The sequence below is a fragment of the Pseudaminobacter soli (ex Li et al. 2025) genome, assembly GCF_003012705.1.
Taxonomy (GTDB): domain Bacteria; phylum Pseudomonadota; class Alphaproteobacteria; order Rhizobiales; family Rhizobiaceae; genus Pseudaminobacter; species Pseudaminobacter soli.
The window spans coordinates 56,731-82,263 of record NZ_PXYL01000010.1; the positions used below are offsets into that span (position 1 = coordinate 56,731).

17 protein-coding genes are annotated in these 25,533 nt (G+C 63.3%); 8 read left to right on the forward strand and 9 right to left on the reverse strand.

Going from position 1 to position 25,533, the window contains the following annotated elements; genetic code table 11:
• Positions 1–5 precede the first annotated feature (5 nt).
• From hmgA to C7I85_RS19130, 3 genes are read left to right on the forward strand one after another with little or no spacing between them, the layout of a single operon-like run.
• Complete coding sequence (gene hmgA, locus C7I85_RS19120; RefSeq protein ID WP_106725616.1) at positions 6–1,319, forward strand: homogentisate 1,2-dioxygenase; 1,314 nt, start codon at positions 6–8, stop codon at positions 1,317–1,319.
• Between the two features lie 52 nt (positions 1,320–1,371).
• Entirely contained in the window at positions 1,372–2,388 is a 1,017-nt protein-coding gene (locus tag C7I85_RS19125; RefSeq protein WP_106725617.1) for a fumarylacetoacetate hydrolase family protein, read from the forward strand.
• Positions 2,389–2,433: 45 nt separating this feature from the next.
• Entirely contained in the window at positions 2,434–2,970 is a 537-nt protein-coding gene (locus C7I85_RS19130; RefSeq protein WP_106725618.1) for a DinB family protein, read from the forward strand.
• Positions 2,971–3,020: 50 nt separating this feature from the next.
• On the opposite strand, the gene hppD is transcribed toward C7I85_RS19130, so the two are convergent.
• Positions 3,021–4,133 (reverse strand): 4-hydroxyphenylpyruvate dioxygenase, encoded by a 1,113-nt coding sequence (hppD, locus tag C7I85_RS19135; RefSeq protein ID WP_106725619.1) that lies wholly within the window; start codon positions 4,131–4,133, stop codon positions 3,021–3,023.
• A 135-nt stretch (positions 4,134–4,268) separates the two neighbouring features.
• Between hppD and C7I85_RS19140 the strand changes: the two genes are divergently transcribed.
• Positions 4,269–4,736 (forward strand): Lrp/AsnC family transcriptional regulator, encoded by a 468-nt coding sequence (locus C7I85_RS19140; RefSeq protein WP_106725620.1) that lies wholly within the window; start codon positions 4,269–4,271, stop codon positions 4,734–4,736.
• Positions 4,737–4,764: 28 nt separating this feature from the next.
• On the opposite strand, the gene C7I85_RS19145 is transcribed toward C7I85_RS19140, so the two are convergent.
• The 6 genes from C7I85_RS19145 to aztA all read right to left on the reverse strand — a co-directional run bounded on the left by C7I85_RS19145 (position 4,765) and on the right by aztA (position 11,728).
• Entirely contained in the window at positions 4,765–5,106 is a 342-nt protein-coding gene (locus C7I85_RS19145) for a TIGR01244 family sulfur transferase (protein WP_106725621.1), read from the reverse strand.
• A gap of 201 nt (positions 5,107–5,307) precedes the next feature.
• Complete coding sequence (locus C7I85_RS19150) at positions 5,308–7,380, reverse strand: 3-hydroxyacyl-CoA dehydrogenase NAD-binding domain-containing protein (protein WP_106725622.1); 2,073 nt, start codon at positions 7,378–7,380, stop codon at positions 5,308–5,310.
• A gap of 158 nt (positions 7,381–7,538) precedes the next feature.
• Positions 7,539–8,741, reverse strand: a complete 1,203-nt coding sequence (gene zigA / locus C7I85_RS19155) for a zinc metallochaperone GTPase ZigA (protein WP_106725731.1) — start codon at positions 8,739–8,741, stop codon at positions 7,539–7,541.
• Positions 8,742–9,033: 292 nt separating this feature from the next.
• Positions 9,034–9,972, reverse strand: coding sequence for a zinc ABC transporter substrate-binding protein AztC (gene aztC / locus C7I85_RS19160; protein WP_106725623.1), 939 nt, complete (start codon positions 9,970–9,972; stop codon positions 9,034–9,036).
• A gap of 22 nt (positions 9,973–9,994) precedes the next feature.
• On the reverse strand, positions 9,995–10,861 hold the full coding sequence (gene aztB, locus C7I85_RS19165; protein WP_106725624.1) for a zinc ABC transporter permease AztB: 867 nt from the start codon (positions 10,859–10,861) through the stop codon (positions 9,995–9,997).
• 9 nt (positions 10,862–10,870) lie between these two features.
• The gene (gene aztA, locus C7I85_RS19170) at positions 10,871–11,728 is read right to left on the reverse strand and encodes a zinc ABC transporter ATP-binding protein AztA (protein WP_106725732.1); all 858 of its coding nucleotides are present in this window, start codon (positions 11,726–11,728) and stop codon (positions 10,871–10,873) included.
• Positions 11,729–11,942: 214 nt separating this feature from the next.
• On the opposite strand from aztA, the gene C7I85_RS19175 reads away from it, so the two are divergent.
• From C7I85_RS19175 to C7I85_RS19190, 4 genes are all read left to right on the forward strand, one after another.
• Positions 11,943–12,287, forward strand: coding sequence for a RidA family protein (locus tag C7I85_RS19175; protein WP_106725625.1), 345 nt, complete (start codon positions 11,943–11,945; stop codon positions 12,285–12,287).
• 408 nt (positions 12,288–12,695) lie between these two features.
• The gene (locus tag C7I85_RS19180) at positions 12,696–21,251 is read left to right on the forward strand and encodes a GH36-type glycosyl hydrolase domain-containing protein (protein ID WP_106725626.1); all 8,556 of its coding nucleotides are present in this window, start codon (positions 12,696–12,698) and stop codon (positions 21,249–21,251) included.
• 245 nt (positions 21,252–21,496) lie between these two features.
• The gene (locus C7I85_RS19185) at positions 21,497–23,272 is read left to right on the forward strand and encodes a glucan ABC transporter ATP-binding protein/ permease (RefSeq protein WP_106725733.1); all 1,776 of its coding nucleotides are present in this window, start codon (positions 21,497–21,499) and stop codon (positions 23,270–23,272) included.
• A gap of 72 nt (positions 23,273–23,344) precedes the next feature.
• Positions 23,345–24,109, forward strand: coding sequence for a heme ABC transporter permease (locus tag C7I85_RS19190; protein WP_106725627.1), 765 nt, complete (start codon positions 23,345–23,347; stop codon positions 24,107–24,109).
• 57 nt (positions 24,110–24,166) lie between these two features.
• Here the strand turns inward: C7I85_RS19190 and C7I85_RS19195 are convergent, their stop codons facing one another.
• On the reverse strand, positions 24,167–24,403 hold the full coding sequence (locus C7I85_RS19195; protein ID WP_106725628.1) for an Lrp/AsnC ligand binding domain-containing protein: 237 nt from the start codon (positions 24,401–24,403) through the stop codon (positions 24,167–24,169).
• 132 nt (positions 24,404–24,535) lie between these two features.
• Positions 24,536–25,366 carry an alpha/beta hydrolase gene (locus C7I85_RS19200; protein ID WP_106725629.1) on the reverse strand — a complete coding sequence of 277 codons (831 nt, stop codon included), beginning with the start codon at positions 25,364–25,366 and terminating at the stop codon, positions 24,536–24,538.
• Positions 25,367–25,533 lie beyond the last annotated feature (167 nt).

Consider the following 25,533-nt stretch of genomic DNA (forward strand, 5'->3'; position numbering starts at 1 on the left):
ATGCCATGGCCCTTTCCTATATGCCCGGCTTCGGCAACGATTTTGAGACAGAAAGCCTCCCCGGCGCGCTGCCCCAGGGGCGCAACTCGCCGCAGCGGCCGGCCTACGGCCTCTATGCCGAGCAGCTTTCCGGCTCCCCATTCACAGCTCCGCGCGGTGCTAACGAGCGCTCTTGGCTCTACCGCATCCGGCCGAGCGTGAAGCATACGGGCCGGTTCAGGCCGGTGGACTATCCGCTCTGGAAGACCGCGCCCAATGTCGGTAACCACGAACTGGCGCTCGGCCAGTACCGCTGGAACCCCATTTCCGTTCCGAAGGATTCCACCGACTTCCTGGCTGGCGTCCGCACCATGACCACGGGCGGCGACGCGCTCGGTCAGAGCGGCATGGCCGCACACCTCTATGTCGCCAATGACGACATGACCGACGACCACTTCTTCAACGCCGATGGCGAGTTGCTGGTGGTGCCGCAGGTTGGCGGCGTGCGCTTCGTCACCGAAATGGGCATCATCGAGGTCAAGCCGGGCGAGATCTGCATCCTGCCGCGCGGCCTGGTCTTCAAGGTCGAGATGATCGACGGCCCGGTGCGCGGCTATATCTGCGAGAATTACGGCGCCAAGTTCACGCTGCCGCATCGCGGGCCGATCGGCGCGAACTGCCTGGCAAATCCGCGCGACTTCAAGACGCCGGTCGCCTGGTTCGAGGAGAAGGAGGCGCCGTGCCGGCTGATCGTGAAATGGTGCGGCAAGTTCTATGCCACCGAACTCGACCATTCGCCGCTCGACGTGGTGGCCTGGCACGGCAACTACGCGCCCTACAAATATGATCTTTCGACATTTTCGCCGGTCGGCGCGATCCTGTTCGACCATCCCGATCCGTCGATCTTCACCGTGCTGACCGCACCCTCCGGCGAGGAAGGCACGGCCAATGTCGACTTCGTCATCTTCCCGCCGCGCTGGCTGGTGGCCGAAGACACGTTCCGTCCGCCCTGGTACCACCGCAACATCATGAGCGAGTTCATGGGGCTGGTCCAGGGCCAGTATGATGCGAAGGAAGAGGGGTTCGTGCCGGGCGGCGTCAGCCTGCACAATATGATGCTGGCGCACGGGCCGGATGCCTCGGGCTTCGACAAGGCATCGCATGTCGAGCTTCAGCCGGTGAAGCTCGATCACACCCTGGCCTTCATGTTCGAGACGCGCTTTCCCCAGATGCTGACCCGCTACGCCGCCGAGCTGGACACGCTGCAGGACAACTACATCGACTGCTGGAAGGGCTTGAAGAAGCGTTTCAACGGCACGCCGGAAGGTGATTGGAGTTGAGCGCGGCGCAGTCTAAGCTCCAACAAGAAACACACAGAGGGGAAGGACGCCTATGAAACTGGCCACGCTCAAGAACGGCACGCGCGACGGAAAGCTCGTTGTGGTGTCGCGAGATTTGACGCGCTTTACCGATGCGTCGTTCCTCGTGCCGACGCTGCAGGCCGCTCTCGACGACTGGCGGCGCATCTTGCCGCATCTGGCGGCTCTGGCCGAGTCGCTGGAGCATGGCGCCGTGCCCTCCCAGCGCTTTCACGAGCATGACGCGCATTCGCCGCTGCCGCGCGCCTATCAGTGGGCGGATGGCTCGGCCTACGTCAACCATGTGGAACTGGTGCGCAAGGCGCGCGGCGCCACCATGCCGGAAAGCTTCTGGACCGATCCGCTGATGTACCAGGGCGGTTCGGATTCGTTCCTCGGGCCGCGCGACTCGATTCCGCTCGCCGACGAGAACTATGGCGCCGACATGGAAGCGGAGGTCGCGGTCATCGTCGACGACGTGCCGATGGACGCGAGCGTTGACGAAGCGCGCGCCGCCATTCGCCTTGTCATGCTGGTCAACGATGTCTCGCTGCGCGGCCTGATCCCGGCTGAACTGGCAAAGGGGTTTGGCTTCTTCCAGTCAAAGCCCTCGTCCGCCTTCTCGCCGGTGGCGGTGACGCCGGACGAGCTTGGCGATGCCTGGGACGGCGGCAAGGTCAGCCTGCCGCTTTTGGTCGATCTCAACGGCAAGCCCTTCGGCCGCGCCAATGCCGGCATCGACATGACCTTCGATTTCCCGCAGCTGATCGCCCATGCCGCCAAGACGCGCCCGCTGGTGGCCGGCACCATCATCGGCTCCGGCACGGTGTCCAACAAGCTCGACGGCGGCCCGGGCAAGCCGGTGGGCGAGGGCGGGGTAGGTTATTCCTGCATCGCGGAGTTGCGCACCATCGAGACCATCGAAAGCGGCGCGCCGAAGACGCCGTTCCTGCATTTCGGCGACACGGTGCGCATCGAGATGAAGGACAAGACCGGTCATCACTCCATCTTCGGCGCGATCGAGCAGACCGTCGAAAAACATGGGAGCTGAGGGGGCCAAATTCTGATAGTTCTCCGGCACTCGGAGGAACGGCAGATGGACTTGCTAACTCACAACCGCCAGATGGCGCGCAACAATCGCTGGTCTAACGACCGGCTCTATCGCGCCATTCTGGCGCTCCAGCCCGGCGAGTTCGAAGCTGAGCGCGTGAGCTTCTTCCCCTCGATCAGCGAAACGCTGAATCACATCCTCGAAGTGGACCTGTTCTATTTCGACATACTCGTCGAAGGCGGCGAGGGGCGCGCGCTGTTCGAACGCTTTGTTCCTTATGACGACCCGGCAAAGCTTGCCGCCGCGCAAGCCGAGATGGACGGCAAGCTAGTCGACTTCTGTGATGGACTTGAGCTTGCCGACCTGGAGCGCCGCGTCCCGACAGATCGTGGCGAGGCGGGCATCGTCCCCGAAAGGATCGGTGACCTTCTGGCACATCTCTTCCTGCACCAGATTCACCATCGTGGCCAGGTGCACGCGATGCTAGCAGGCACTACGGTCAAGCCGCCGCCGCTCGACGAGTTTTTCCTCGACTACGACCTGCGCTTCAGGAAGGACGAGGTTGAGCGGCTGGGCCTCTGACGACCGGAAAGGCCGGATCGACGGTTGCCGATCCGGCTGCCTGAGGCAGCTTACTCCGCCGCCTGGATCTTGATCACGCCGCGGCGGATCTGGTCTTCCTCGATGGATTCGAAGAGCGCGCGGAAGTTGCCTTCGCCGAACCCTTCGTCGCCCTTGCGCTGGATGAACTCGAAGAAAATCGGGCCGATCACGGTTTTTGAGAAGATCTGCAGCAGGATCTTGGTCATCCCGCCATTCACCACGCCTTCGCCGTCGATCAGGATGCCGTGCTTCTTCATGCGCTCGATCGGTTCGTCGTGGCCGTGCACGCGCTTGTGCGACATCTCGTAATAGGTGTCCGGCGGGCCGGGCATGAATTTTAAGCCGTTGCCGGCCAGTCTGTCGGTGGCGTCGTAGATCGCGTCCGTGCCGACGGCGATGTGCTGGATGCCTTCGCCATTGTACTTGCGCAGATATTCGGCGATCTGGCTGGTGTCGTCCTTCGACTCATTCAGCGGGATGCGGATCTTGCCGCAGGGCGAGGTGATAGCGCGGCTGACCAGCCCGGTGATGCGGCCGTCGATGTCGAAATAGTGGATCTGGGTGAAGCCGAACAGGTCGCGGTAAAAGTCCCACCACTTGTCCATGTTGCCGCGATAGACATTGTGGGTGAGGTGGTCGAGGTAATAGAAGCCGACGCCTTCCGGCTTGGGGTCGCGCTCGCCGAGCCATTCGAACTCGGCGTCATAGGCCGAGCCCTTGTCGCCATACTTGTCGACGAAATAGATCAGCGAGCCGCCGATGCCGACGATGGCCGGAACGTCCAGCGTCTTGTCGGCGCCGTCATAGGGCGTGGCGCCTTTGGCCACGGCATGGTCGAAGGCGTGCTTGGCATCGACCACGCGCCAGGCCATGGAAGACGCGCAAGGGCCGTGCTGTTCCACGAACTTCATGCCGTGTGAGCCGGGTTCGGCGTTCAGCACATAGTTGATATCGCCCTGGCGCCAGATCGTGATGTTTTTGGTCCGGTGCTTGGCAACCGGCACATAACCCATGCGCGAAAACAGTTCGGAGAGCTTTTCCGGCTCGGTGTGGGCGAATTCAACGAACTCGAAGCCGTCTGTGCCGGCGGGATTGGCCGCGCTGATGGTGGCGGGCGGCGCGTCGTGAGGGAAGGGTCCCATAGTCTCCTCCTGCGGCTGGAAGCCGCGATTTCCTATTAGTGCATATGATACTCCCGGCGGCATGCATTGTGCTTGCATTCGAAACCTCGAAGTGCTCAAAATGCGCATGACTCGTGCATGTAGAGATTAAATGCCATGGATGGTGCGCGCCTCGATCAATTTGACCGCAAGATACTGTCATTGCTGCAGGCTGACGGCAGGCTTACCAACAACGACCTGTCGGAGCGCGTGAATCTCTCGCCGTCGCAATGTTCGCGGCGGCGCCAGAGGCTGGAGGACGACGGTTTTATCAAGGGCTATCGCGCGGTGCTCGACCGCGACCGTCTGGGCTTTCCGCTGGTCAACGTCATCTCGGTGACGCTGGCGACGCATAATCGCGACAATGCGCAGCGCTTTGCCGATCTGGTCGCCAAGCTGCCCGAGGTGCAGGAGGCGCACGCGCTGACCGGCGAGATGGACTATATTTTGAAGGTGGTGACGCCGGACCTGAAATCGCTGGCCGACTTCGTCAACGGCGTGCTCCTGCCGCACGAAGCCGTGCAGCATGTGAAGACCGCGATCGTACTGCAGACGCTTAAGGAAACATCGGCCCTGCCGCTTTGAGCAGCAGGGCCGGGAAGGCTGAAGGGCTTTAGCCTTTGACCTGCTGGGCGGCCATGAACAGGTTGGTCGAGCGCGCGCCGGAGCGGCAATAGGCAAAGACCGGGCCGTCGAGCTCATCCAGCGCATTGGCCATGGCCTGCGCGTCTTCAATCGTGACAGGCTGGCCGCTGAGCATCGGCACGTGGCGGAAACCGAGGCCGGCCGCTTCCGCGGCGGCGCGAATTTCCGAGGCCGAAGGCTGGCCGGGCTGCTCATCGTCCGGGCGGTTGCAGATGACGCTCTTGAAGCCAGCCGCCTTGATGGTGGCGATGTCTTCGACGGTGATCTGTCCCGAGACCGAATAGTCGTCGGAGATCTGGCGATATTCCATGGTGCTCCTCACAAGCGCTCAGAGCATGATCCCGAAAAGTTGCAGACTTTTCGGAAAAGATCATGCTTCAAAAACAAAATCCCAGAGCGGGATGACGACTCAACGGGAAGACTTCTCGCTCTGGTCGTTAGCGGCAAAGATAGTGCTAGCCGCCGGGTTTCGCGAGGCATGACTTTGCCTCGCGATGGGATTTCCGTCTTTTCAGGCCGCGTCTGCCAGCTTGCCGGTTTCGGCGGCCTTGCGCAGCAGTTCGGCCGGCTTGAAGATCTCCTTGCCGGTGCGGGCATACCAATAGTCCAGCCGCTCGACGATTTTGCCAAAACCTTCGAGGCTAGCCCAGAACATCGGACCGCCCTTGCCGATCGGGAAGCCGTAGCCGTTGACCCAGACGATATCGATGTCGGAAGCGCGCGCGGCGATGCCTTCCTCGAGGATCTTCGCGCCTTCGTTGATGAGCGGATAGAAGGTGCGCTCGACGATCTCCTGGGACGAGATCTCGCGGCGCTCGATGCCGAGTTCCTTGGCCTTTTCCTCGATCAGGGCAGCGACCTCCGGATCGGGGGTCGGTGTGCGCGAGCCGCTTTCATAGAGATACATGCCGCGACCGGTCTTCTGGCCGAACCGGCCCTGTTCGCAGAGCGTATCGGCGATGATCGCCTTCTTGCCCTGGGCCTTGCGATTGCGCCAGCCGATGTCGAGGCCGGCAAGGTCCCACATCTGGAACGGGCCCATCGGCCAGCCGAAGTCGGTGAACACCTTGTCGACCTGGTCGGGCGTCGCGCCTTCGAGCAGCAGGGGCTCGGTTTCCGCGCCGCGGGCGCCCAGCATGCGGTTGCCGACAAAGCCGTGGCAAACGCCGACGACGACCGGCACCTTGCCGATCTTCTTGCCCACTGCCAGTGCGGTCGCCAGCACGTCCGGCGCGGTCTTGGCGCCGCGGACGATTTCCAGCAGCTTCATGACATTGGCAGGCGAGAAGAAGTGCAGGCCCAGGAAATCCTGCGGCCGGCTGGTCGAGGCGGCGATTTCGTTGACGTCGAGATAGGAGGTGTTGGTGGCGAGGATCGCGCCGGGCTTCGCCACCGCTTCGATCTTGCCGAACACTTCCTTCTTCACCGACATTTCTTCGAACACGGCCTCGATGATGAGGTCGCAATCGGCGAGGTCGGCATAGTCCGTGGTGGGGGTGAAGGCGGCCATGCGCTTGGCCTTGGCTTCCTCAGTCAGCGAACCGCGCGAGACCGAAATCGCATAGTTCTTGTCGATCATGCCGAGGCCGCGGTCGAGCGCCTCGCGGCTCATCTCCAGGATGGTGACCGGGATGCCGCCATTGACGAAGGCCATGGCGATGCCGCCGCCCATGGTGCCGGCGCCGATGATGCCGACGCGGGCAATCTCGCGCGGCTTCACGTCCTTGCCCACGCCCGGCACCTTGGCCGCTTCGCGTTCTGCGAAAAACAGATGGCGCTGGGCCTTCGACTGGTCGCCGGCAACCAGCTTGGCGAAGATTTCGCGCTCCTTGGCCTGCGCCTCGTCGAAGGGCAAAGTGAGCGCATTGCGCACGGATTCGGCGCAGGCGACCGGGGCTTCGAGCCCGCGCGCCTTCTTGGCCAGTTCTGCCGCGCGCGCGTCGAAAGCGGCGAGATCGGCATTTTCGATCAGGTTGTTGCGGTCGCGCACGGCAACCGGCGGCGTGCCGGACTTCGCCTGCTCGCGCGCGAAGGCAACGGCCTTGGCGACGAGATCGCCTTCGTCAATCGCGTCCACTAGACCACTGGCGAGCGCATCCTTGGCGCTGATCGGCGTGCCGGAGACGATCATGTCGAGCGCCTTGATCGGCCCGACGAGGCGCGGCAGGCGCACCGTGCCGCCGCCGCCGGGCAGGATGCCGAGCTTGACCTCAGGCAGGCCGAGCTTCGCGCTGGCCTCGGCCACGCGGAAATGGCAGCCCAGCGCTAGTTCCAGGCCGCCGCCGAGCGCAGTGCCGTGGATGGCGGCTACCGCCGGCTTGCCGAGCGTTTCGAGCGCGGCAATCAGGTCGCGCAGCTCCGGCTGCTGCATCGGCTTGCCGAATTCGGTGATGTCGGCGCCGGCAACAAAAGTGCGGCCCGCGCACGCCAGCACGATGCCAGCAACAGAGGCATCGTCGCGCAACGCATTTAGGGCGGCCATCAAGGGCTCGCGTACGTGAAAACTCATCGCGTTCACGGGCGGATTGTCGATGGTCACGATGGCGATCTCGCCGTCGCGTGCGATGGTCACGGCCTCGGTCATGCGAAAAACTCCCTGTTGGCGCCTCGGCGCCGATACTGGCTGCGTCGGGAGAGGGCAGGCGCAAAGATGCCCGGCCTCCCTTCAGGACATGCGCCTGAGTATGTGAAGAGGGGAGGCCGGGTCAACCGCCTTGGGAGCCTTGGCTTGGGACAAGTGGTTCAGGCGGGTTGCGCCCAGCTCGGGAACGGGTCGGGCAGATCCTGCCAGCGCTGAGGCACGAAATCCGTTTCTTCAACCAGGCAGGCGTCCAGCTCCGCGCGGATACGCACCTCGTTCATGGGATGCGCGCCGATGAAGACGATTTCCTGCCGCCTGTCGCCCCAGACGGGATCGAGATAGGGCTTCATCGCGGCATGCCATTCGGGATGGTCGGGCCACCGCTCTTTCGGTACTGAGGCCCACCACAGCCCGCGCTTTTCCGTGCGCACCAGCGCCCCCGCCTGGCTGATCTCGCCGACATGATGCGGCCGCGTCGCCAGCCAGAAGAAGCCCTTGGCGCGCACCACGCCCGGCCATGACCGGTTGATGAAGGCCTGGAGTTTTGCCGGATCGAAAGGCCTGCGCTCGCGATAGACAAAGGAGCGGATACCGTATTCCTCCGTCTCGGGCACGTGGCTGCCGAAGCCGTACAGCTCCTTGTACCAGAGCGGATGTTCCTGCGCGCGCTCGAAGTCGAAGCGGCCGGTATCGAGCACCCTGTCGAGCGGAACCCGGCCGAACTCCGCCTCGACGATCTCGGCGTCAGGGTTCAGGGCGCGCACGATGCGCTGGGCCGTGTTGCGCTCGCCGGGGCGGGCTGCGTCGATCTTGTTGAGAACCACGACGTCGGCGAATTCGATCTGCTCCACCAGAAGATCGACCAGCGCCCGCTCGTCTCCGTCTCCCGCCGTCTCGCCGCGGTCGCGCAGGAAGTCGCTGGAAGAGTAGTTTCGCAGTAGATTGGCGGCATCGACGACCGTCACCATCGTGTCGAGGTGCGCGACATCGGAGAGGCTCTCGCCCTTCTCATCGCGGAACTCGAAGGTGGCGGCGACCGGCAACGGCTCGGAAATGCCGGTGGATTCGATCAGCAGATAGTCGAACCGGCCTTCCTCGGCGAGGCGGCGAACCTCCTGCAGCAGGTCGTCGCGCAACGTGCAGCAGATGCAGCCATTGGTCATCTCCACCAGCTGCTCGTCCGTTCGTGACAGGTTTGCGCCGCCGTCACGAACCAGCGCGGCGTCGATATTCACCTCGCTCATATCGTTGACGATGACGGCCACGCGGCGGCCTTCGCGATTGTTGAGCACGTGATTGAGGAGCGTCGTCTTGCCGGCGCCCAGAAAACCGGAAAGCACCGTGACGGGAAGGCGTTTTTGCAGGGGCATGGGATGTTCCTTGAAAGGGAAGGCTGGCCCGGCACGTTCGCCGGGCCGTTCGCGTTCAGTGCGCTTCGCCAGAGCCGCCGACAGCGACGATGTTGAAGGGCTTGCCTTCGATGGCGATGTCGCGGGTTTTCTTGAAGCTGAATAATGTAATAACATTACATATGCGGTTCCGAAAAAGGCGGGAGCGCATCCCGCCTTCAGGGGGCATCATACCTAATGCTTTTGGTGACCGGAAAGCCTCTTTACGTCAGTAGGTTAGCAAGGCTTCCGGATTCATTTCCTCCACTCAGCTGCCGACGATCGCGCCTTTGATCGTCGCGACGTTGTGGTGCATCATGTCGATATAGGTCGAGGCGGGGCCGTCGGCGGGCGAGAGCGCATCCGAATAGAGTGTGCCGCCGACCTTCAGCCCGGTCTCGGATGCGATCTGCTCTATCAGCCGGGCATTGGTGATGTTCTCGACGAACACCGCGGAGGCCTTGTCTTCCTTCACCTGCTTGATCAGCGCGGCGACATCGGCCGCCGAAGCTTCGGCTTCGGTCGAAATGCCTTCCGGCGCGAGGAAGGTGAGGCCGTATTCATGCTCGAAATAGCCAAAGGCGTCGTGCGAGGTGATGATGATGCGCTTGTCTTCGGGGATGGAGGCGATGGTGGCCTTCACGTCCTCTTCGGTTTCCGTCAGCTTCTGCGTATAGGCATCGGCATTGGTCTTGTAGGTGTCGCAGCCCTCGGCATCCGCGGCGCAGAAGGCGTCTGCGATGTTCTTCACATAAATCTTGGCATTGGCGATGGACTGGAAGGCGTGCGGGTCGATGTCGCCGTGGTGATGGTCCGCGTGGGCACCATCGGCTTCGCCTTCCTCGAACTCTTCCTTCATCTTGATCGGCTCGACACCCTTGGTGAGCTCGACGATCGAGGCCTTGGTGGCGCTAGCCTCGACCAGGCGCTGCAGAAAGCCTTCGAAATGCAGGCCGTTGACCAGCACCACATCGGCCTTGGCCATCGCCATCGCGTCGGCCGGCTTGGGCTCATAGACGTGGGCGTCGCCGTCCGGGCCAACGAGCGTGGTCACCTCGATGCGGTCCCCGCCGACATTCTTTGCAAAATCCTCGATGATGGAGAAGCTGGCCACCACCTTCAGCGGCCCGGCGAACGCCGATGCCAAGCCGAAGGGAGTTAATGTTATAACGCTCACAAGGGCGGCGAGCCGAAGGGACTTGAGCATTGGGAGGTCTCCTGTAGTTGGATCAGGCGGTTCTGTGGCGGTGGCGGCGCAGGCGCGTGTTGAACACGCCACGCGTGCCGAACACGGTCGAGACGAAATAGACCACACCCGCAGAGAGGATGATGGCCGGCCCGGAGGGCAGGGAGGCATGATAGGACATCAGCAGCCCGGCGATGCAGGAGCCGAAGCCGATGAGGATGGCAAGCGCGCACATCGGCTCGACGCGTGCCGTCCAGAAGCGGGCGGCAGCGGCCGGCAGCATCATCAGGCCGACGGACAACAGCGTGCCGAGCGCCTGGAAGCCGCCGACGAGATTGAGCACGACCAGCCCCAGGAAGATGAAATGCACCGGCGTGCCGAGCCGGCTCACCGAACGCAGGAACAACGGATCGAGGCATTCGGCGACGATCGCGCGCCAGAAGATGCCGAGCGTCACAAGCGTGATGATCGAGATGGCCGCAATCAGCGCCAGGGCGTCGTTGTTGAGGGCGAGCACGGTGCCGAACAGAACATGCATAAGATCGACGCTTGATCCGCGCATTGAAACCATCAGCACGCCGAGCGCCAGCGAGATCAGGTAGAAGGCGGCCATGGAGGCGTCTTCCTTCTGTACGGTGAAGCGCGAGACGGCGCCGGCGCCCATGGCAACGATGACGCCGGCGATCAATCCGCCGATGGTCATCGGCACGATCTGCAGGCCGAAGAACAGGAAGCCGACGGCGGCGCCGGGCAGGATGGCGTGTGCCATCGCGTCCCCCGTCAGGCTCATGCGGCGCAGCATCAGGAAAACGCCCACCGGGCAGGCGCCCAGCGACAGCATCAGCGAGCCCGCAAGCGCGCGCTGCATGAAACCGTATTCGACGAAGGGGGCGATCAGGAAATCATACATGGCGCGAACTCACGCTGCCCGGGGGCCGGACTCATGGTCCGGGCGTTCGTGAACTTCGCCATGTTCGTGATGGTGATGGCCAGCATGGTCGTGCGGTTGGGCGTGCGAATGGCCATTCAGGTGCTCGTGCCCATGGTCGGGCTCGCACCAGGGCGCATCCTCGTGCCAGGCCTCGTCGAAGCGGCGCGCGCGAAGAAGGTTCTCCGCCCGCAAGGTTTCCTTCGTTTCGCCCCAGGCGACGGGGCGGCGTGCCATGAGCAGCGTTTCGGGAAAGTGCTCGCGCACGAGTTCAAGGTCGTGCGCCACCACCATCACCGTGCGCCTCTCTCCGTGCCAGCGCTTGATGAGCTGTATCAGGTCGCCGATTGTCTTGGCGTCGACCGCATTGAACGGCTCGTCGAGCAGGATCAGTTCTGCATCCTGCACCAGCACGCGGGCAAACAGCGCCCGCTGCAACTGTCCGCCCGAAAGCGTATCGATCGGGCGGCCTTCAAAACCTTCGAGGCCGACCGCCATGAGCGCCTTGGCCATCTCTTCGCGATCTTCCTTGGTGGTGCGTCCGAGCAGCCCGCGACGGGGCCAAAGTCCCAGCGAGACCAGATCGATGACGCGGGCCGGGAAGGAGCGGTCGAGTTCGGATTGCTGCGGCAGGTAGGCGACGCGGGCATTCCTGGTGTTCAGGCAGCTGCCGGCCATCGGCTTCAGCACCCCGACGATACCCTTCATCAGGGTGGACTTGCCCGAACCGTTGGCGCCGACCACCGCCGTCAGCGAGCCGGTTTTCACCGAGCCGTTGAGGTGATGGACCGCCGGGTGGCTGTTGTAGCCAAGCGTCAGGTCGCGAAATGTCAGGCAGGCTTCGGTCATCACGGCATTCATGCTGCTGGAGATCTCCGAACTGGATATGTGATGTTATTACATTAGTCAACCGTATGGAGAAGGGTGGCGATTTTGAGGCAGGCCTGTCCGTTACCCATATTGGATGGGGAGATGTGGGGGATTCGCGCGGGGCCGCCCTTGCCCGGTTGTGTGCGTAAATCTAAAGAAGGCTCGGCAAAGACCAACAGGAAGGAAGCGAGCCATGACCATTCGCCGCATCGATGTCGGCCCCCGCATGAGCGACATCGTCATCCACAACAACACGATCTATCTGGCCGGCCAGGTCGGCGCCCCGGGCGCCAGCGTCACCGAGCAGACCAAGGCCGTGCTTGCCTCGATCGACGAACTGCTCGCCAAGTCCGGCTCGGACAAGACCAAGATCCTCCAGGCGATCATCTGGCTCGCCGACATGAACACCTTCGGCGAAATGAACGCCGTTTGGGACGGTTGGGTCGCGCAGGGCCACACGCCGGCTCGCGCCACTGGCGAAGCCAAGCTGGCCACGCCGGACTACAAGGTCGAGATCATCATCACGGCCGCGCTCTAAGCGCCGCAGCCGCGTCTTTGACGACTTGCCATGCCGCCGCATCGCCGGCGGCATGGCTTTATCCGGGCGACGGATGAACCGACTTTTCCTTGAACTCGGGTGCAAAGGCGGCCTGTCCGAAAGGCGTATGCAGGTTTCGGGATTTTATACTGTTCACTTACGGTGAATGTGTTCGAACATGGGCTGTCAAACACGAAAAAGCCTGAATTCGGTACCTTTTGTTTTCGCATTGATTCAAAAGAATTTTTGACAGGGAAATGTCCGACACATTTCCACCTTTCTCCTAGCACAGGGGAAAAAGCAGGCCGGCTGGCGTTTCATGCAACCAATCGCCATCCGAACTGTTCTGGCCGTACAATGGCTGTGCCTATGGCACGGCCCGATTGCTGTTGAGCGGATTTGATATTCATGAATGTGCAGACTGACCCCGCCTCGCTGGAAAAGACAGCCGCCAGTGTCCCTCTGTCCGTCGAGCAGCCCATCCGCTCGAACTTCTTGCCTGAAGATCGCCTGACTGCATTAGGTGCCGCCCTCGCGGGCAGGGAGGTCGATCAGCTCTATGGGCTCGAGGCCTTCGATTTCCAGGCGCGCATTCGCGAGAACGCCGAGAAGATCCTCGAAGTCTACCGCTCCACCAACACCGCGCAGGCCCGCGGCGAGCCGATCACGCCGGCCGCCCAGTGGTTGCTCGACAACAATTACCTGGTCGAAGAGACGATCTATCAGGTCAAGCGCGACCTGCCGCGCCGCTTCTATAACGAGTTGCCCACCATCCAGTTGGCCAACGGCGTGGTTGTGCCGCGCACGCTGGCGCTGGCCTGGGTTTATGTCGCCCATTCCGACAGCACCGTCTCCGCCGACATGTTCAAGGCCCTGATCGACGGCTATCAGAGCGTCGAGCCGCTGCGCATCGGCGAATTGTGGGCGCTGCCGTCGCTGCTCCGCTTCGTGCTGATCGAAAATCTGCGCCGGCTTGCCCTGCGCGTGAACCGCACCCATGAAATGCGCCGGATCGCCAACGATGTGGCCGACCGGGTGCTGGCGGCCGGCGACGGCGAGGCGCGCCGCACGATCCTGACACACTATGCGGACCATGCGCGCGACACGACCTTCGCGACGCAGTTGCTCTATCGTCTGAGGGACGGTTCGCAAAATGCCGGCCAGGCGCTGCAGTGGTTGGAAAACCAGCTCGAGAAGTCTGGCTCGGACTCCGAAGAGATCATCCGTACGGAACATCAGACGCTGTCGAGCGGTAACGTCACCACCGGCAACATCATTCGCGGCCTGCGCCTGCTCAACGACGTCGACTGGACCCTGTGGTTCGAGTCCGTCAGCCCCGTCGACGAGCTGCTGCGCCAGCGGACCAACTTCGCCGAGCTCGATTTCCAGTCGCGCGACCAGTACCGCACGGCCATCGAAAATCTGGCCCGCCGCTCCAAGCGTTCTGAATACGAGGTCGCCGAACGGGCGATCGAGATGATGGAAGAGGAAGCCGGGCAGGGCGGTCGATACAACGACATCGGCTTCTACCTCATCGGTCCCAAGCGGCCCGAATTCGAGCGCACCATCGGCTATCGCCCGGCCTTCAGGCTGGCTTTCAAACGCGCCTTCAAGCGCACCGGCTGGCTCGGCATTGCCGTTCCGGTCTTCGCGCTGACGGTGCTGCTGCTGGCGCTGACCGGTTACGCCCTTGCTGGCATCGGCCTCACGGGTCCGGCGATCGCGCTGATGCTGGTGCTGTTTTCGGTGCCTGCGAGCGAAGGCGCCATGGCCTTCTTCAACACCATCGTCATGCTGTTCCTCAAGCCGACGCGGCTGGTGGGCTATGACTACAAGGATGGCGTGCCGGCCGAGGCACGCACGCTCGTCGTTGTGCCGTCCCTGATCGGCTCGCGCGACGATGTCGAGGAGAACATCCGCCAGCTCGAGGTGCACCACCTCGCCAACATGCATGGCGAGATCTACTACGCTCTGCTGTCGGACTGGCCCGACAGCTCGGCCGAGCAGACCCCGGGCGACATGGAAATCCTCAACCATGCGCGCGAGGAAATCGCCAAGCTCAACAGGCGCTACCCGGTCGAAGGCGCGCCGCTGTTCCATCTCCTGCACCGCCGCCGGCTCTACAATCCATCGCAGAAGTGCTGGATGGGCTGGGAGCGCAAGCGCGGCAAGCTGCATGAGCTGAACCTGCTGCTGCGCGGCGATGCCGACACGACCTTCCTGCCGCCGGATGCACCGCTGCCGGAAAACGTCGTCCATGTGATGACGCTCGACGCCGATACCAGGATGACCCGCGATGCGGTCAAGCGCCTGGTCGGCAAGATGTGCCACCCGCTCAACCGTCCCGAGTTCGATGCCGCGCATCACCGGGTAACCGCCGGCTACGCTATCCTGCAGCCGCGCGTCACGGCCTCGCTGACCACGGGTGACGACGCCTCGTTCTTCCAGCGCGTCTTCTCGTCCAATCGCGGGCTGGACCCGTATGTCTTTGCCGTGTCGGATCTCTACCAGGACGTCTATGGCGAAGGCACCTTCACCGGTAAGGGCCTTTATCACGTCGACGCCATGGAAGCGGCGCTGAAGGGGCGTCTCCCCGAAAACGCCGTTCTCAGCCACGACCTTCTCGAAGGTGCGCTGGCGGGCTCCGCGCTGGTCACCGATGTCGAGGTGGTCGAAGACTATCCGACCCGCTACTCGGTCGACGCTTCGCGCCATCATCGCTGGGCGCGCGGCGACTGGCAGCTTCTGGGCTTCATCTTCGATCCGAAGTCCGGCGTGCCGGCACTGTCGCGCTGGAAGATGATCGATAATCTCCGCCGCTCGCTGACGCCGATCTTCTGGGTGATGGCCGCGATTGCCGGCTGGACGCTGCTGCCCTTTACGCAGGCCGCGCAGTGGCAGGCGCTGCTGATCCTCGTCCTGTTCATGGCGCCCACTTTCGACATCGTCGACTCGATCCTGCCCAAGACGCGCGACGCCACGCCGCGCGGCCATTTCAGCGCCTTGTTCCGCGACATAGCCTTCGGTACGGCGATGGTGGCGCTGCGCATCGTGCTGATGGCGCATCTGGCCTGGATGATGGGCGACGCCATCGTGCGCACGCTCTATCGCCTGTTCGTGAGCCGGCAGAACCTGCTCGAATGGCGCACCGCCTCGCAGGCGCACAAGACCGGCGGCAACGACCTCTACTCTTATTATCGCATGATGCGCGGGGCAGTGATCATCGCCATCGCCGGCCTTGCCATTCCTGTGGCGGCCGACTCGACCGGCGCCTTCGTTGCCTTCTTCTTCGCGATTTTCTGGGCCGGCTCGCCCGCCTTTGCCTGGCTGATCAGCCGCTCTGCGGAAACCGAGGACCGGCTCCGCATTTCGCACCATGACGTCCAGCGGCTTCGCACCGTCGCGCGGCGGACTTGGGCCTTCTTCGAAAAGTTCGTCACCCCGGCCGAGAATTACCTGCCGCCGGACAATTTCCAGGAGACGCCGCAGCCGGTGCTCGCCCACCGCACCTCGCCGACCAATATCGGCGTCTATCTTCTGTCCATTGTTTCCGCGCGCGACTTCGGCTGGATCAGCCTGGCCGAGGCTGCCGATCGGATCGATCAGACGATGGGCACGATCGAGCGGATGCAGCGCTATCGCGGCCATCTCTACAACTGGTACGAGACCACCAATCTGCGCCCGCTTTCGCCGCTCTATGTGTCGGCGGTCGACAGCGGCAACCTTGCCGGCCATCTGATCGCGGTCGCGGCGGCTTGCGCCGAATGGGCCGAAGCGCCGTCGGTGCACTTGCAGGGCGATTTCGACGGCCTGCTCGACGCGGTGGAGATCCTCAGCGAGAGCCTCGATGATCTGCCCGACGACCGGCGTCAGCTTAGGCCGCTGCGCCAGCGCCTGCGCGACCGCATCGACGGCATGAGCCGCGCTGTCGAGACCATCAAGGAACAGCCCGAGATGGCGTCGATCCGCACCATCAATCTGGCGGTGCTGTCGGGCGAAATCCGCAAGTTGGCGAGCGCGATCCACACCGAGGTCGGAACTTCGCGCAGCGAGGTACTGACCGAATGGGCCGCCAAGCTCGAGGCGGCCTGCGAGGCGCATGTCCACGACGCCCACAGCGACGAGAAGTCGATCGAGGCGCTTCGTGCGAAGCTGAAGAACCTTCAGGAAAGGACGCGTCGCTTCGCCTTCGAGATGGATTTCTCGTTCCTGCTGCGGCGCGAGCGCAAGCTGCTCTCCATCGGCTATCGCGTCGAGGAACACCAGCTCGATGAGAGCTGCTACGACCTTCTGGCTTCTGAGGCCCGCCTGACCAGCCTGTTTGCGGTCGCCAAGGGTGACATCTCTACCGAGCATTGGTTCCGCCTTGGCCGTCCGATCGTCGAGATCGGCTTCAAGGGCGCGCTGATGTCCTGGTCGGGCTCGATGTTCGAGTATCTGATGCCGCCGCTGGTGATGAAGGAGCCGCAGGGCGGCCTGCTCAACCAGACCAGCCAGCTGATCATTCGCCGGCAGATCCAGTATGGCCGTTCGAAGGGTATTCCGTGGGGCATCTCGGAAGCGGCCTACAATGCTCGTGACCGCGAGATGACCTACCAGTACACCAATTTCGGCGTGCCGGGGTTGGGCCTGAAGCGCGGCCTGGCACAGAACACCGTCATCGCGCCCTATGCGACCGTGCTCGCCGCCCAGTTCATGCCGCATGAGGCGGTGCAGAACCTGGCGCGCCTGCGCCGGATCGGCGCGCTCGGGCGCTATGGCTTCCATGACGCCGTGGATTTCACGCCCCAGCGCGTGCCGGACGGCGCGAACCATGCGGTCGTCTACAATTACATGGCCCACCATCAAGGCATGTCGATTGCGGCCGTCGCTAATGCTATATTCGAAGGCCGCATGCGCGACCGCTTCCACAGCGATCCGGTTATCGAGGCTGCCGAGCTTCTGTTGCAGGAGAAGGCGCCCCGCGACATCCCGGTCGCCACGGTCCGCACCGAGGCCGACGAGCGAGGTAAGCTGGAGGTGGTTGAAGAGAGCCCCGACACCCGCCTGATCGTGCAGCCGGCGCGCGCGCTGCGTGCGACCAACTTGCTGTCGAACGGCCGTTACTCGGTGATGGTCACGGCCGCCGGCTCCGGCTACAGCCGCTGGAACGATCTCTCCGTCACCAGATGGCAGTCCGACCCCACCGAGGATCGCTACGGCAGCTACCTGTTCCTGCGCGATAGCGAGACCGGCGACTGGTGGTCCGCCACCACAGAACCCAAGCGCGCGGTCTCCGAACACGCCCAGACGCTGTTCGGCGACGACAAGGCAAGCTTCGTCAAGACCGTCGGCACGCTGCGTTCAGAGGTCGAGTGCATCGTGGTTTCGGAAGGAAATGGCGAGGCGCGGCGCATCACGATTGCCAATGACGGCATCGCCGACCGGCATATCGAGATAACGTCCTACGCCGAACTGGTTCTGGCTCCGGAAATGGCCGATGCCGCCCATCCGGCGTTCTCGAAGATGTTCGTCGAGACGGAGATTGCCAGCAGCAACAGCGCGATTTTCGCCACACGGCGCAAGCGCTCCGCGAGCGAGCCGGACGTCGTCATGGCCCATTTCATGACCGATGCCTCGGGAATTTCGCGTGACACGGAAGCCGAAACCGACCGTCGCGCCTTCCTTGGCCGCGGGCGCACCATCGCCAATCCCGCCGCCTTCGATCCGGGCGCGCGGCTGGGCGGCAATGCGGGCTTCGTGCTCGATCCGATCGTTGCGCTGCGCTGCCGCGTGCGCGTGCCGGCCAACAAGAAGGTGACGCTCACCTTCTGGACGGTCGTGGGTGCCAACCGCGAAGAGGTCCAGGAGGCCATGTCGCGGCTCGACCATCCCGAAAGCTACCCGCGCCAGGCGATGCTGGCCTGGACCCGTTCGCAGGTGCAGACCCGTCACTTCGGGCTCAGCCTTGCGGATGCGGCCAACGTCCAGAAGCTGGCGCGCTATCTGCTCTATCCGGATCAGTATCTGCGCGTGCCGGCCGAGACGGTCGCTACCGGTCTCGGGAAACAGTCGGCCCTGTGGCCGATGGCGATCTCGGGCGACTTTCCGATCTTCGCCGTCAGGATCAGCGACGTTGCCGATCTGGAGATCGTCGCCCAGGCGCTGCGCTTCCAGGAATATATGCGGGCGAGGGGGCTGCTGACCGACCTCGTCATCGTCAACGAGCAGGCTTCGTCCTACGTACAGGACCTTCAGCAGGCGATCGAGTCGTTGGCGGAAAACAGCCGCCTGCGCGGCAAGGAACTAGGACCGCGCCAGCACATCTTCGCCGTTCGTCGCGACCTGATGGACGAGACGTCCTACAAGACTCTTCTGGCCGCGGCACGGGTTGCGCTGCACACGCGCAACGGCACCATCTTCGACCAGATCGAACGCGCCGAAGCCAGCGCCCTGCAGGCACGCGATGCACTGATCGCGTCGGAGACGCTGAGTGCGGGCGAAATGTTGGACGCGGTGGGCGCAAGCACTCCGGCCTATCCGACTGCAAGCGCTGCATCCATCCGCCCGGCAAGCGGCGATGGTCTCGACAATTGGAACGGCTTCGGCGGTTTCGACCGCAACGGCCGCGACTATGTCGTGCGCCTGACCGGCTATCGCACGACGCCACATCCCTGGATCAACGTCGTCGCCAATTCGGGCTTCGGCTTCCACACCTCGGCCGAGGGCGCGTCGTTCACCTGGAGCCGCAACAGCCGCGACTTCCAGCTGACGCCGTGGACCAACGATCCGGTCACGAACCGGCCGGGCGAGGCGATCTACATCTACGATCATGCCGAGGGACAGGCGTTCTCGCCGTTTGCGGCGGTGCTGCGCGATCCTGCGATCACCTACGAGGCCCGCCACGGCCAGGGTGTCAGCACCTTCACGGCAACTAAGGGCAAGCTGTCGACGGAGATCACACAGCTGGTCGACCCCGTCGATTCGGTGAAGCTCTCGCGGCTGCGTATCCGCAATTCGGGCTCCATGCCGGCGCGGCTGCGCATCTACGCCTATGCCGAATGGGTGTTGGGCAACAACCGCTCCAAATCCGCTCCAACCATCGTGCCGTCGCGGGACCTCCTGACCGGAGCGCTGCTGGCCAGAAACGCCTACAGCCTCGACTATGGTGACCGTGTTGCCTTCCTGGCGAGCGACGGTGACGCGCAATCGGTGACCGCCGATCGCAACGAGTTCATCGGTAGGGGCGGGACGGCCGAATATCCGCATGTGGTACTGCGCGGCTTTGACCTGTCGGGCAAGATCGAAGCCGGCCTGGATCCCTGCGCGGCGATCGCGCGCGACATCGAGGTGCCGGCGGGCGGCGAAGCGACCATGCTCTTCCTGCTCGGCGACGCCGGATCGCAGGAGGAGGCAAGCGAGCTCGTGGTTAGCCACCGCAAGCGCGACTTTGACGAGCGCCTCACCGAAAACGAGCGCAACTGGCGGGGCTTCCTCGACACGCTGCAGGTGGAGACGCCGGACGCGTCGTTCGACGCTTTGGTCAACAACTGGCTGCCATATCAGGCCCTTGCCTGCCGCATCCGGGCACGCTCGGCCTTCTACCAGGCGAGCGGCGCATTCGGCTTCCGCGACCAGTTGCAGGACACGCTTGCGCTGCTGATGCACGATCCGAAGCTGGCGCGTGATCAGATCGTCAATGCCGCGCATCGGCAGTTCCCCGAGGGCGACGTCCAGCACTGGTGGCTGCCGCGCACCGGGGCCGGCGTGCGCACCACCATCTCGGACGATGTCGTCTGGCTGGCCTTCGGTACGGCGTATTACGTGAAGGTGACCGGCGATACCTCGATCCTTGATGAGATGATCCCCTTCATCGACGGCGAGGAGCTCAAGGAGGGCGAGCACGACGCCTTCTACGTACCTGAAATATCGAAGAAATCCGTCACATTGTACGAGCACTGCGTGCGCGCGCTGGACCTCGCCATTGCCCGCACCGGCGCCACCGGCCTGCCGCTGATGCTTGGCGGCGACTGGAACGACGGCATGAACCGGGTCGGCGAAAACGGGCGCGGCGAGAGCGTCTGGCTCGGCTGGTTCCTCCTGAAGACGCTTGGCGACTTCGGGCAGCTGGCTCGCACGCGCGGCGAGGTCAAGCGCGCCGACAAGTGGGACAAGCATGCCCGCAAGCTCAAGCAGGCGCTCGAGAACGCGGCCTGGGACGGCTCATGGTATCGCCGCGGCTCCTATGACGACGGGGCGTTGCTCGGCTCGCGTGATTCCGACGAGTGCAACATCGACTCGATCGCGCAGTCGTGGAGCGTGCTGTCCGGCGACGGAGATCCGGCGCGTTCGAAGACGGCGATGGATTCGGCGATCGACATGCTGGTCGACCAGGATCTGCGGATCATCAAGCTGTTCACACCGCCTTTCGCGAACACAACTGAAGATCCCGGCTACATAAAAAGTTACCCGCCAGGCGTTCGTGAAAATGGCGGACAGTACACCCATGCCTCCACCTGGTTTGTCATTGCCCTGGCGGAAATGCGGCGGGCCGATGACGCCTACCGTTGCTTCAGCATGCTCAACCCGGTCAATCATTCGCTCGACGAAGAGGCGGCCGAGCACTATCGCGTCGAGCCCTATGTCGTTGTCGCGGATATCTATTCCGAGGGCGACAAGGCCGGCCGTGGCGGCTGGACCTGGTACACGGGCTCGGCCGGCTGGCTGTATCGCGCAGGCGTGGAGGCCATTCTCGGCATCCGCCGTGAGGGACAGCAGCTGTTCGTTGACCCTGTCCTGCCGGCGTCCTGGCCGGGCTACAAGGCCACGCTCAAGCTCGACGGCGCGATCTACCGCATCGATGTCGTGCGCGAGAAGGGGGCGAAGAAGGTCAGCCTGGAGGTCGATGGCAAGCGTTCGACGAGCCCCTGTTTCGAGCTCAAAACCAAGGGCGAGGTCGAGGTGACGGTCCGGATTCCGGGGTAGCTTCCAAGAATATTTTCAAGACTGGCGGCCGGGCGCTCCGGCCGCCATTATTTTGCCGTAAGGGTGCCATTTTTCTTTATATCTCAACCCGTTACGCGATCACGGCAGATTACGGGGCGTTTCTCGATGTTGTTTCGAAAAACCGGAACCAAGTCTGTATGTGAGCATTGTCTTGCGGTGCGGCAGGCAATGCTTATTTCGGCTATGACGTGCTGCACGGCCTAAGTTCTCACGAGGTGAGTTTCGTGTCATTGCTGCAGGTGTACTTTCGAGCGCTACGGTATCTAGCCGCCGAAAAGAAACGCGTCTTCTTGATCTGTTCGGCTAACATCGTTTTGGCGATGGTTGCCATCGCAGAACCGGTTTTGTTCGGTCGCGTCATCGACTCCATCTCCGAGAAAACTGAACTTCTGCCGACGCTGGCCCTGTGGGCCGGACTCGGCGCCTTCAACATCGTCGCTTTTGTCCTCGTCGCCCGCGGCGCCGACCGCTTGGCGCATGCCCGCCGCGCGGCGGTGCTGTGCGAATCCTTCGAGCAGGTCATCACCATGCCGCTGTCGTGGCATCAGGAGCGCGGCACCTCCAACGCGCTGCACACCCTGCTGCGCGCGGTCGAGGCCCTGTTCACGCTCTGGCTGGAATTCATGCGGCAGCACCTGACCACGGCCGTTGCCCTGGTGCTGCTGGTCCCGACCGCGATCTCGCTCGATGGGCGCATGTCGCTGGTGCTTCTGGCGCTGGGCGTGTTCTACCTCGTCGTCAGCCGCATCGTCATGCACAAGACCAAGGACGGTCAGGCCAAGGTGGAATGCCACTACCAGGAGGTGTTTTCCCACGTCACCGATTCGGTCAACAACGTCTCGGTGCTGCAGAGCTACAACCGCATCGGTTATGAGACGCAGAAGCTGCGCAGCCATGTGCGCGACCTGATCAGCGCCCAGTATCCGGTGCTCGACTGGTGGGCGCTTGCCAGTGCGCTGCATCGCCTGTCGTCGACCGTCTCCATGATGATCGTGCTGATGATCGGCGCCTTGCTGGTGTCGCGCGGCGAACTGCGCATCGGTGATGTCGTCGCCTTCACCGGCTTCGCCTCATTGCTGATCAGCCGACTCGACCAGATTTCGAACTTCGCCAACCAGATCTTCGATTCGCGTGCCAAGCTCGAGGCCTTCTACAAGCTCGAGGACTCGGTCGCCGTCCGCCAGGAGCCGGCGGGCCTGCGCGAGTTGGAGAACGTCACCGGCCATGTCCGCTTCGAGAATGTCGGCTTCGAGTTCTCGAATTCCGGCCAGGGCGTGCACGAAGCCTCCTTCGAGATTCCCGCCGGCCAGACCGTGGCCATCGTCGGCCCGACAGGTGCGGGCAAGACCACGATCATCAACCTGCTTCAGGGCGTCTACACGCCGCAGGGTGGCCGCATACTCATCGACGGCGTCGATACGCGCACCGTCACCAAGAAGTCGCTGCGCCAGTCGATCGCCACCGTGTTCCAGGATGCCGGTCTGTTCAATCGCTCGATCGAGGACAACATCCGCATCGGCCGCGAGAATGCCAGCTATGCCGAGGTGCACGCCGCTGCCCAGGCGGCAGCCGCCCAGGACTTCATCCTCAACAAGAGCGAAGGCTACGACACCAAGGTCGGCGAGCGCGGCGGACAGCTCTCTGGCGGCGAGCGCCAGCGCATCGCCATCGCCCGCGCCATCTTGAAGGACGCTCCGATCCTTGTGCTCGACGAAGCGACGAGCGCGCTCGACGTCGAGACCGAAACGCGGGTGAAGGACGCGATCGACGCGGTTCGCCGGGATCGCACCACCTTCATCATCGCCCATCGCCTGACCACCGTCCGCGACGCCGACCTGGTTATCTTCATGGATCACGGCCGCATCGTCGAGATGGGCGGCTTTGCCGAACTGTCGGCAACCAATGGCCGCTTCGCCTCGCTGCTGCGCGCCGGCGGCCTGCTGACCGACGAGGATGTGCGCAGCCTCAGCCACGTGTCGGCGCAGCCTGAAGCTGCCTGACGACGAACGGGAGGCCGCCTGCGGCGACCTCCCACGTTGCAGTGGCGCGCCGCTCAGGGTAGATAGCCCGCTATGAGTGAAACAAGCGCGCGGCCCGGCCGCTGGATCGATCTGGCTAACCCCACACGCTTCATTGCGCTGGCCGACCGGCTGCTGCCGTGGCTGGCCGGGATTTCGCTGCTTCTGCTCGCCGCCGGTCTCTATATGTCCTTCGCAGCGCCCGAGGATTACCAGCAGGGCAGCACCGTCCGCATCATGTACATCCACGTGCCTTTCGCCTGGATTTCCATGATGTGCTATTCGCTGATGGCGCTATCTTCGCTCGGCACGCTGGTCTGGCGTCATCCGCTGGCCGATGTTTCGCTGAAGGCTGCGGCGCCCATCGGCGCCACCTTTACCGCGCTGGCGCTGGTCACCGGTTCCATCTGGGGCAAGCCGATGTGGGGCACCTGGTGGGTGTGGGACGCGCGGTTGACGTCGGTCTTCGTGCTGTTCCTGATGTATCTCGGCATCATCGCGCTGACGCGCGCGCTCGATGACCCGGCACGCTCGGCCCGTGCTGCAGCCGTCATCACGCTGGTCGGCTTCATCAACATCCCGATCATAAAATTCTCGGTCAATTGGTGGAACACGCTGCACCAGCCGGCCTCGGTGTTCCGCATGGGTGGGCCGACCATCGACCCGAGCATGCTGTGGCCGCTGTTGGTGATGGCCGCCGGCTTCACCTTCCTGTTCTTCGCGCTGCATCTTATGGCGATGCGCACCGAGATCATGCGCCGCCGCGTGATGGCCATGCGCTATGTCGCGGCACGCCGTGCCGACCGCAAAGCCGATTGAAAACAGGGAATTGGATTGCGGCCTTGAATCTAGGCCGCAACGATTTTCTCGCGATTCTCAGAACGCCTTGAAGGTCAGCGTGGTCAGCGAGCGCACGATGCCCGGCACATTGGCCACGTTCTCGTTGATGAACTTGCCTATGTCGACGTCGTCGTCGATGTAGATCTTCATCAGGAGGTCGTAGTCGCCGCTGGTCGAATAGAGTTCGGATGCAACCTCCCGCTCATAGAGCTGGTCGGCGACGGCATAGGTCTGGCCGGGCACGCATTGCAGTTGGACGAATACGGTTTTCATTGTGCTCTCCTGACACGAGATTCGACCGCCGCTTGAGGCTTTCGATCCAACATCTCGTCTAGACTCGATAATCCGGTCGGCCGCAGCGAGATCCATGCCGGCCAATCGCAGCGGCGCCGTGTTCCCGCTGTCTTACACGCCGAGCAAAGTCCGCACCAGCCTGTGATCGGGGTCGGCAAGACCTTCGATCACGTCGAAATGGTGCCGGTCGGCTTCCTCCACGCTCGAAACCTCGACCTTGAAGCTGCTCCAGAGGTTTGCGAGCAGGCCATTCTGGCGCAGGAATTCGGGCCGCTCATTGGCGCCCACCCAGCAGGTGATGTCCATGCCGTCGAGCGGTTCGAGCAGTGCGGCGCTTTCGGCGCGCGCTTCTGCCAGGTCCAACCGCAGCGTCTCGTTCATGCTGGTGTTGAGCAGGGGGCGCAGGTCATGCAGGCCGGAGATCGACACGGTCTTGCGAAGGCGCGCGGCAACGTCGCGATCGAGCGGCGAGGTTGCCGTGTTCATGCGGCTGACCAGGTGGCCGCCCGCCGAGTGCCCTGCAATGTGCAGCGGGCCTTCGACTTCACGGGCAGCGGCATTGATGGCCGCGCCGATCTGGCGGGTGATGTCGGAGATGCGTGCTTCCGGCGTCAGCACATAGGAGGGCATTGCAACGGCATAGCCATGCGCAAGCGGGCCGGCGGCCAGGTGTGACCATGCCGACTTGTCGAAGGCCATCCAGTAGCCGCCATGCACGAACACCGCGAGACCCTTGGCTTCGGTCTTAGGCAGGAAAAGGTCGTAGCGGTTGCGCGGATGCGAGCCGTAGGCGATGTCCTCACGCAGACGTCCAGCCGCACGCATCTCGTCGCGAAAGGCTGCAGCGGCTGCCTGCCACTTTGCCGGGTAGTCGTCTCCGCCTGGAATATATGCCGAATTCGAATAGGCATCGTCCCAGTTCGTGATCTTGTTGCCCGACATGGTTCCCCTCCCGTTTCGGTATCGCCGATGGCTTTGCGCCTTATCGGTCATCGCCGCGTCACTGCGCAAGGGCCAGCGCGGCCGCAGCACATGCATAAGCCCCGGCAGATTTGACGACAGGGGAATTAATTTCAAGCTTGAAATTTCATGCTTGAAATTATCGCGGG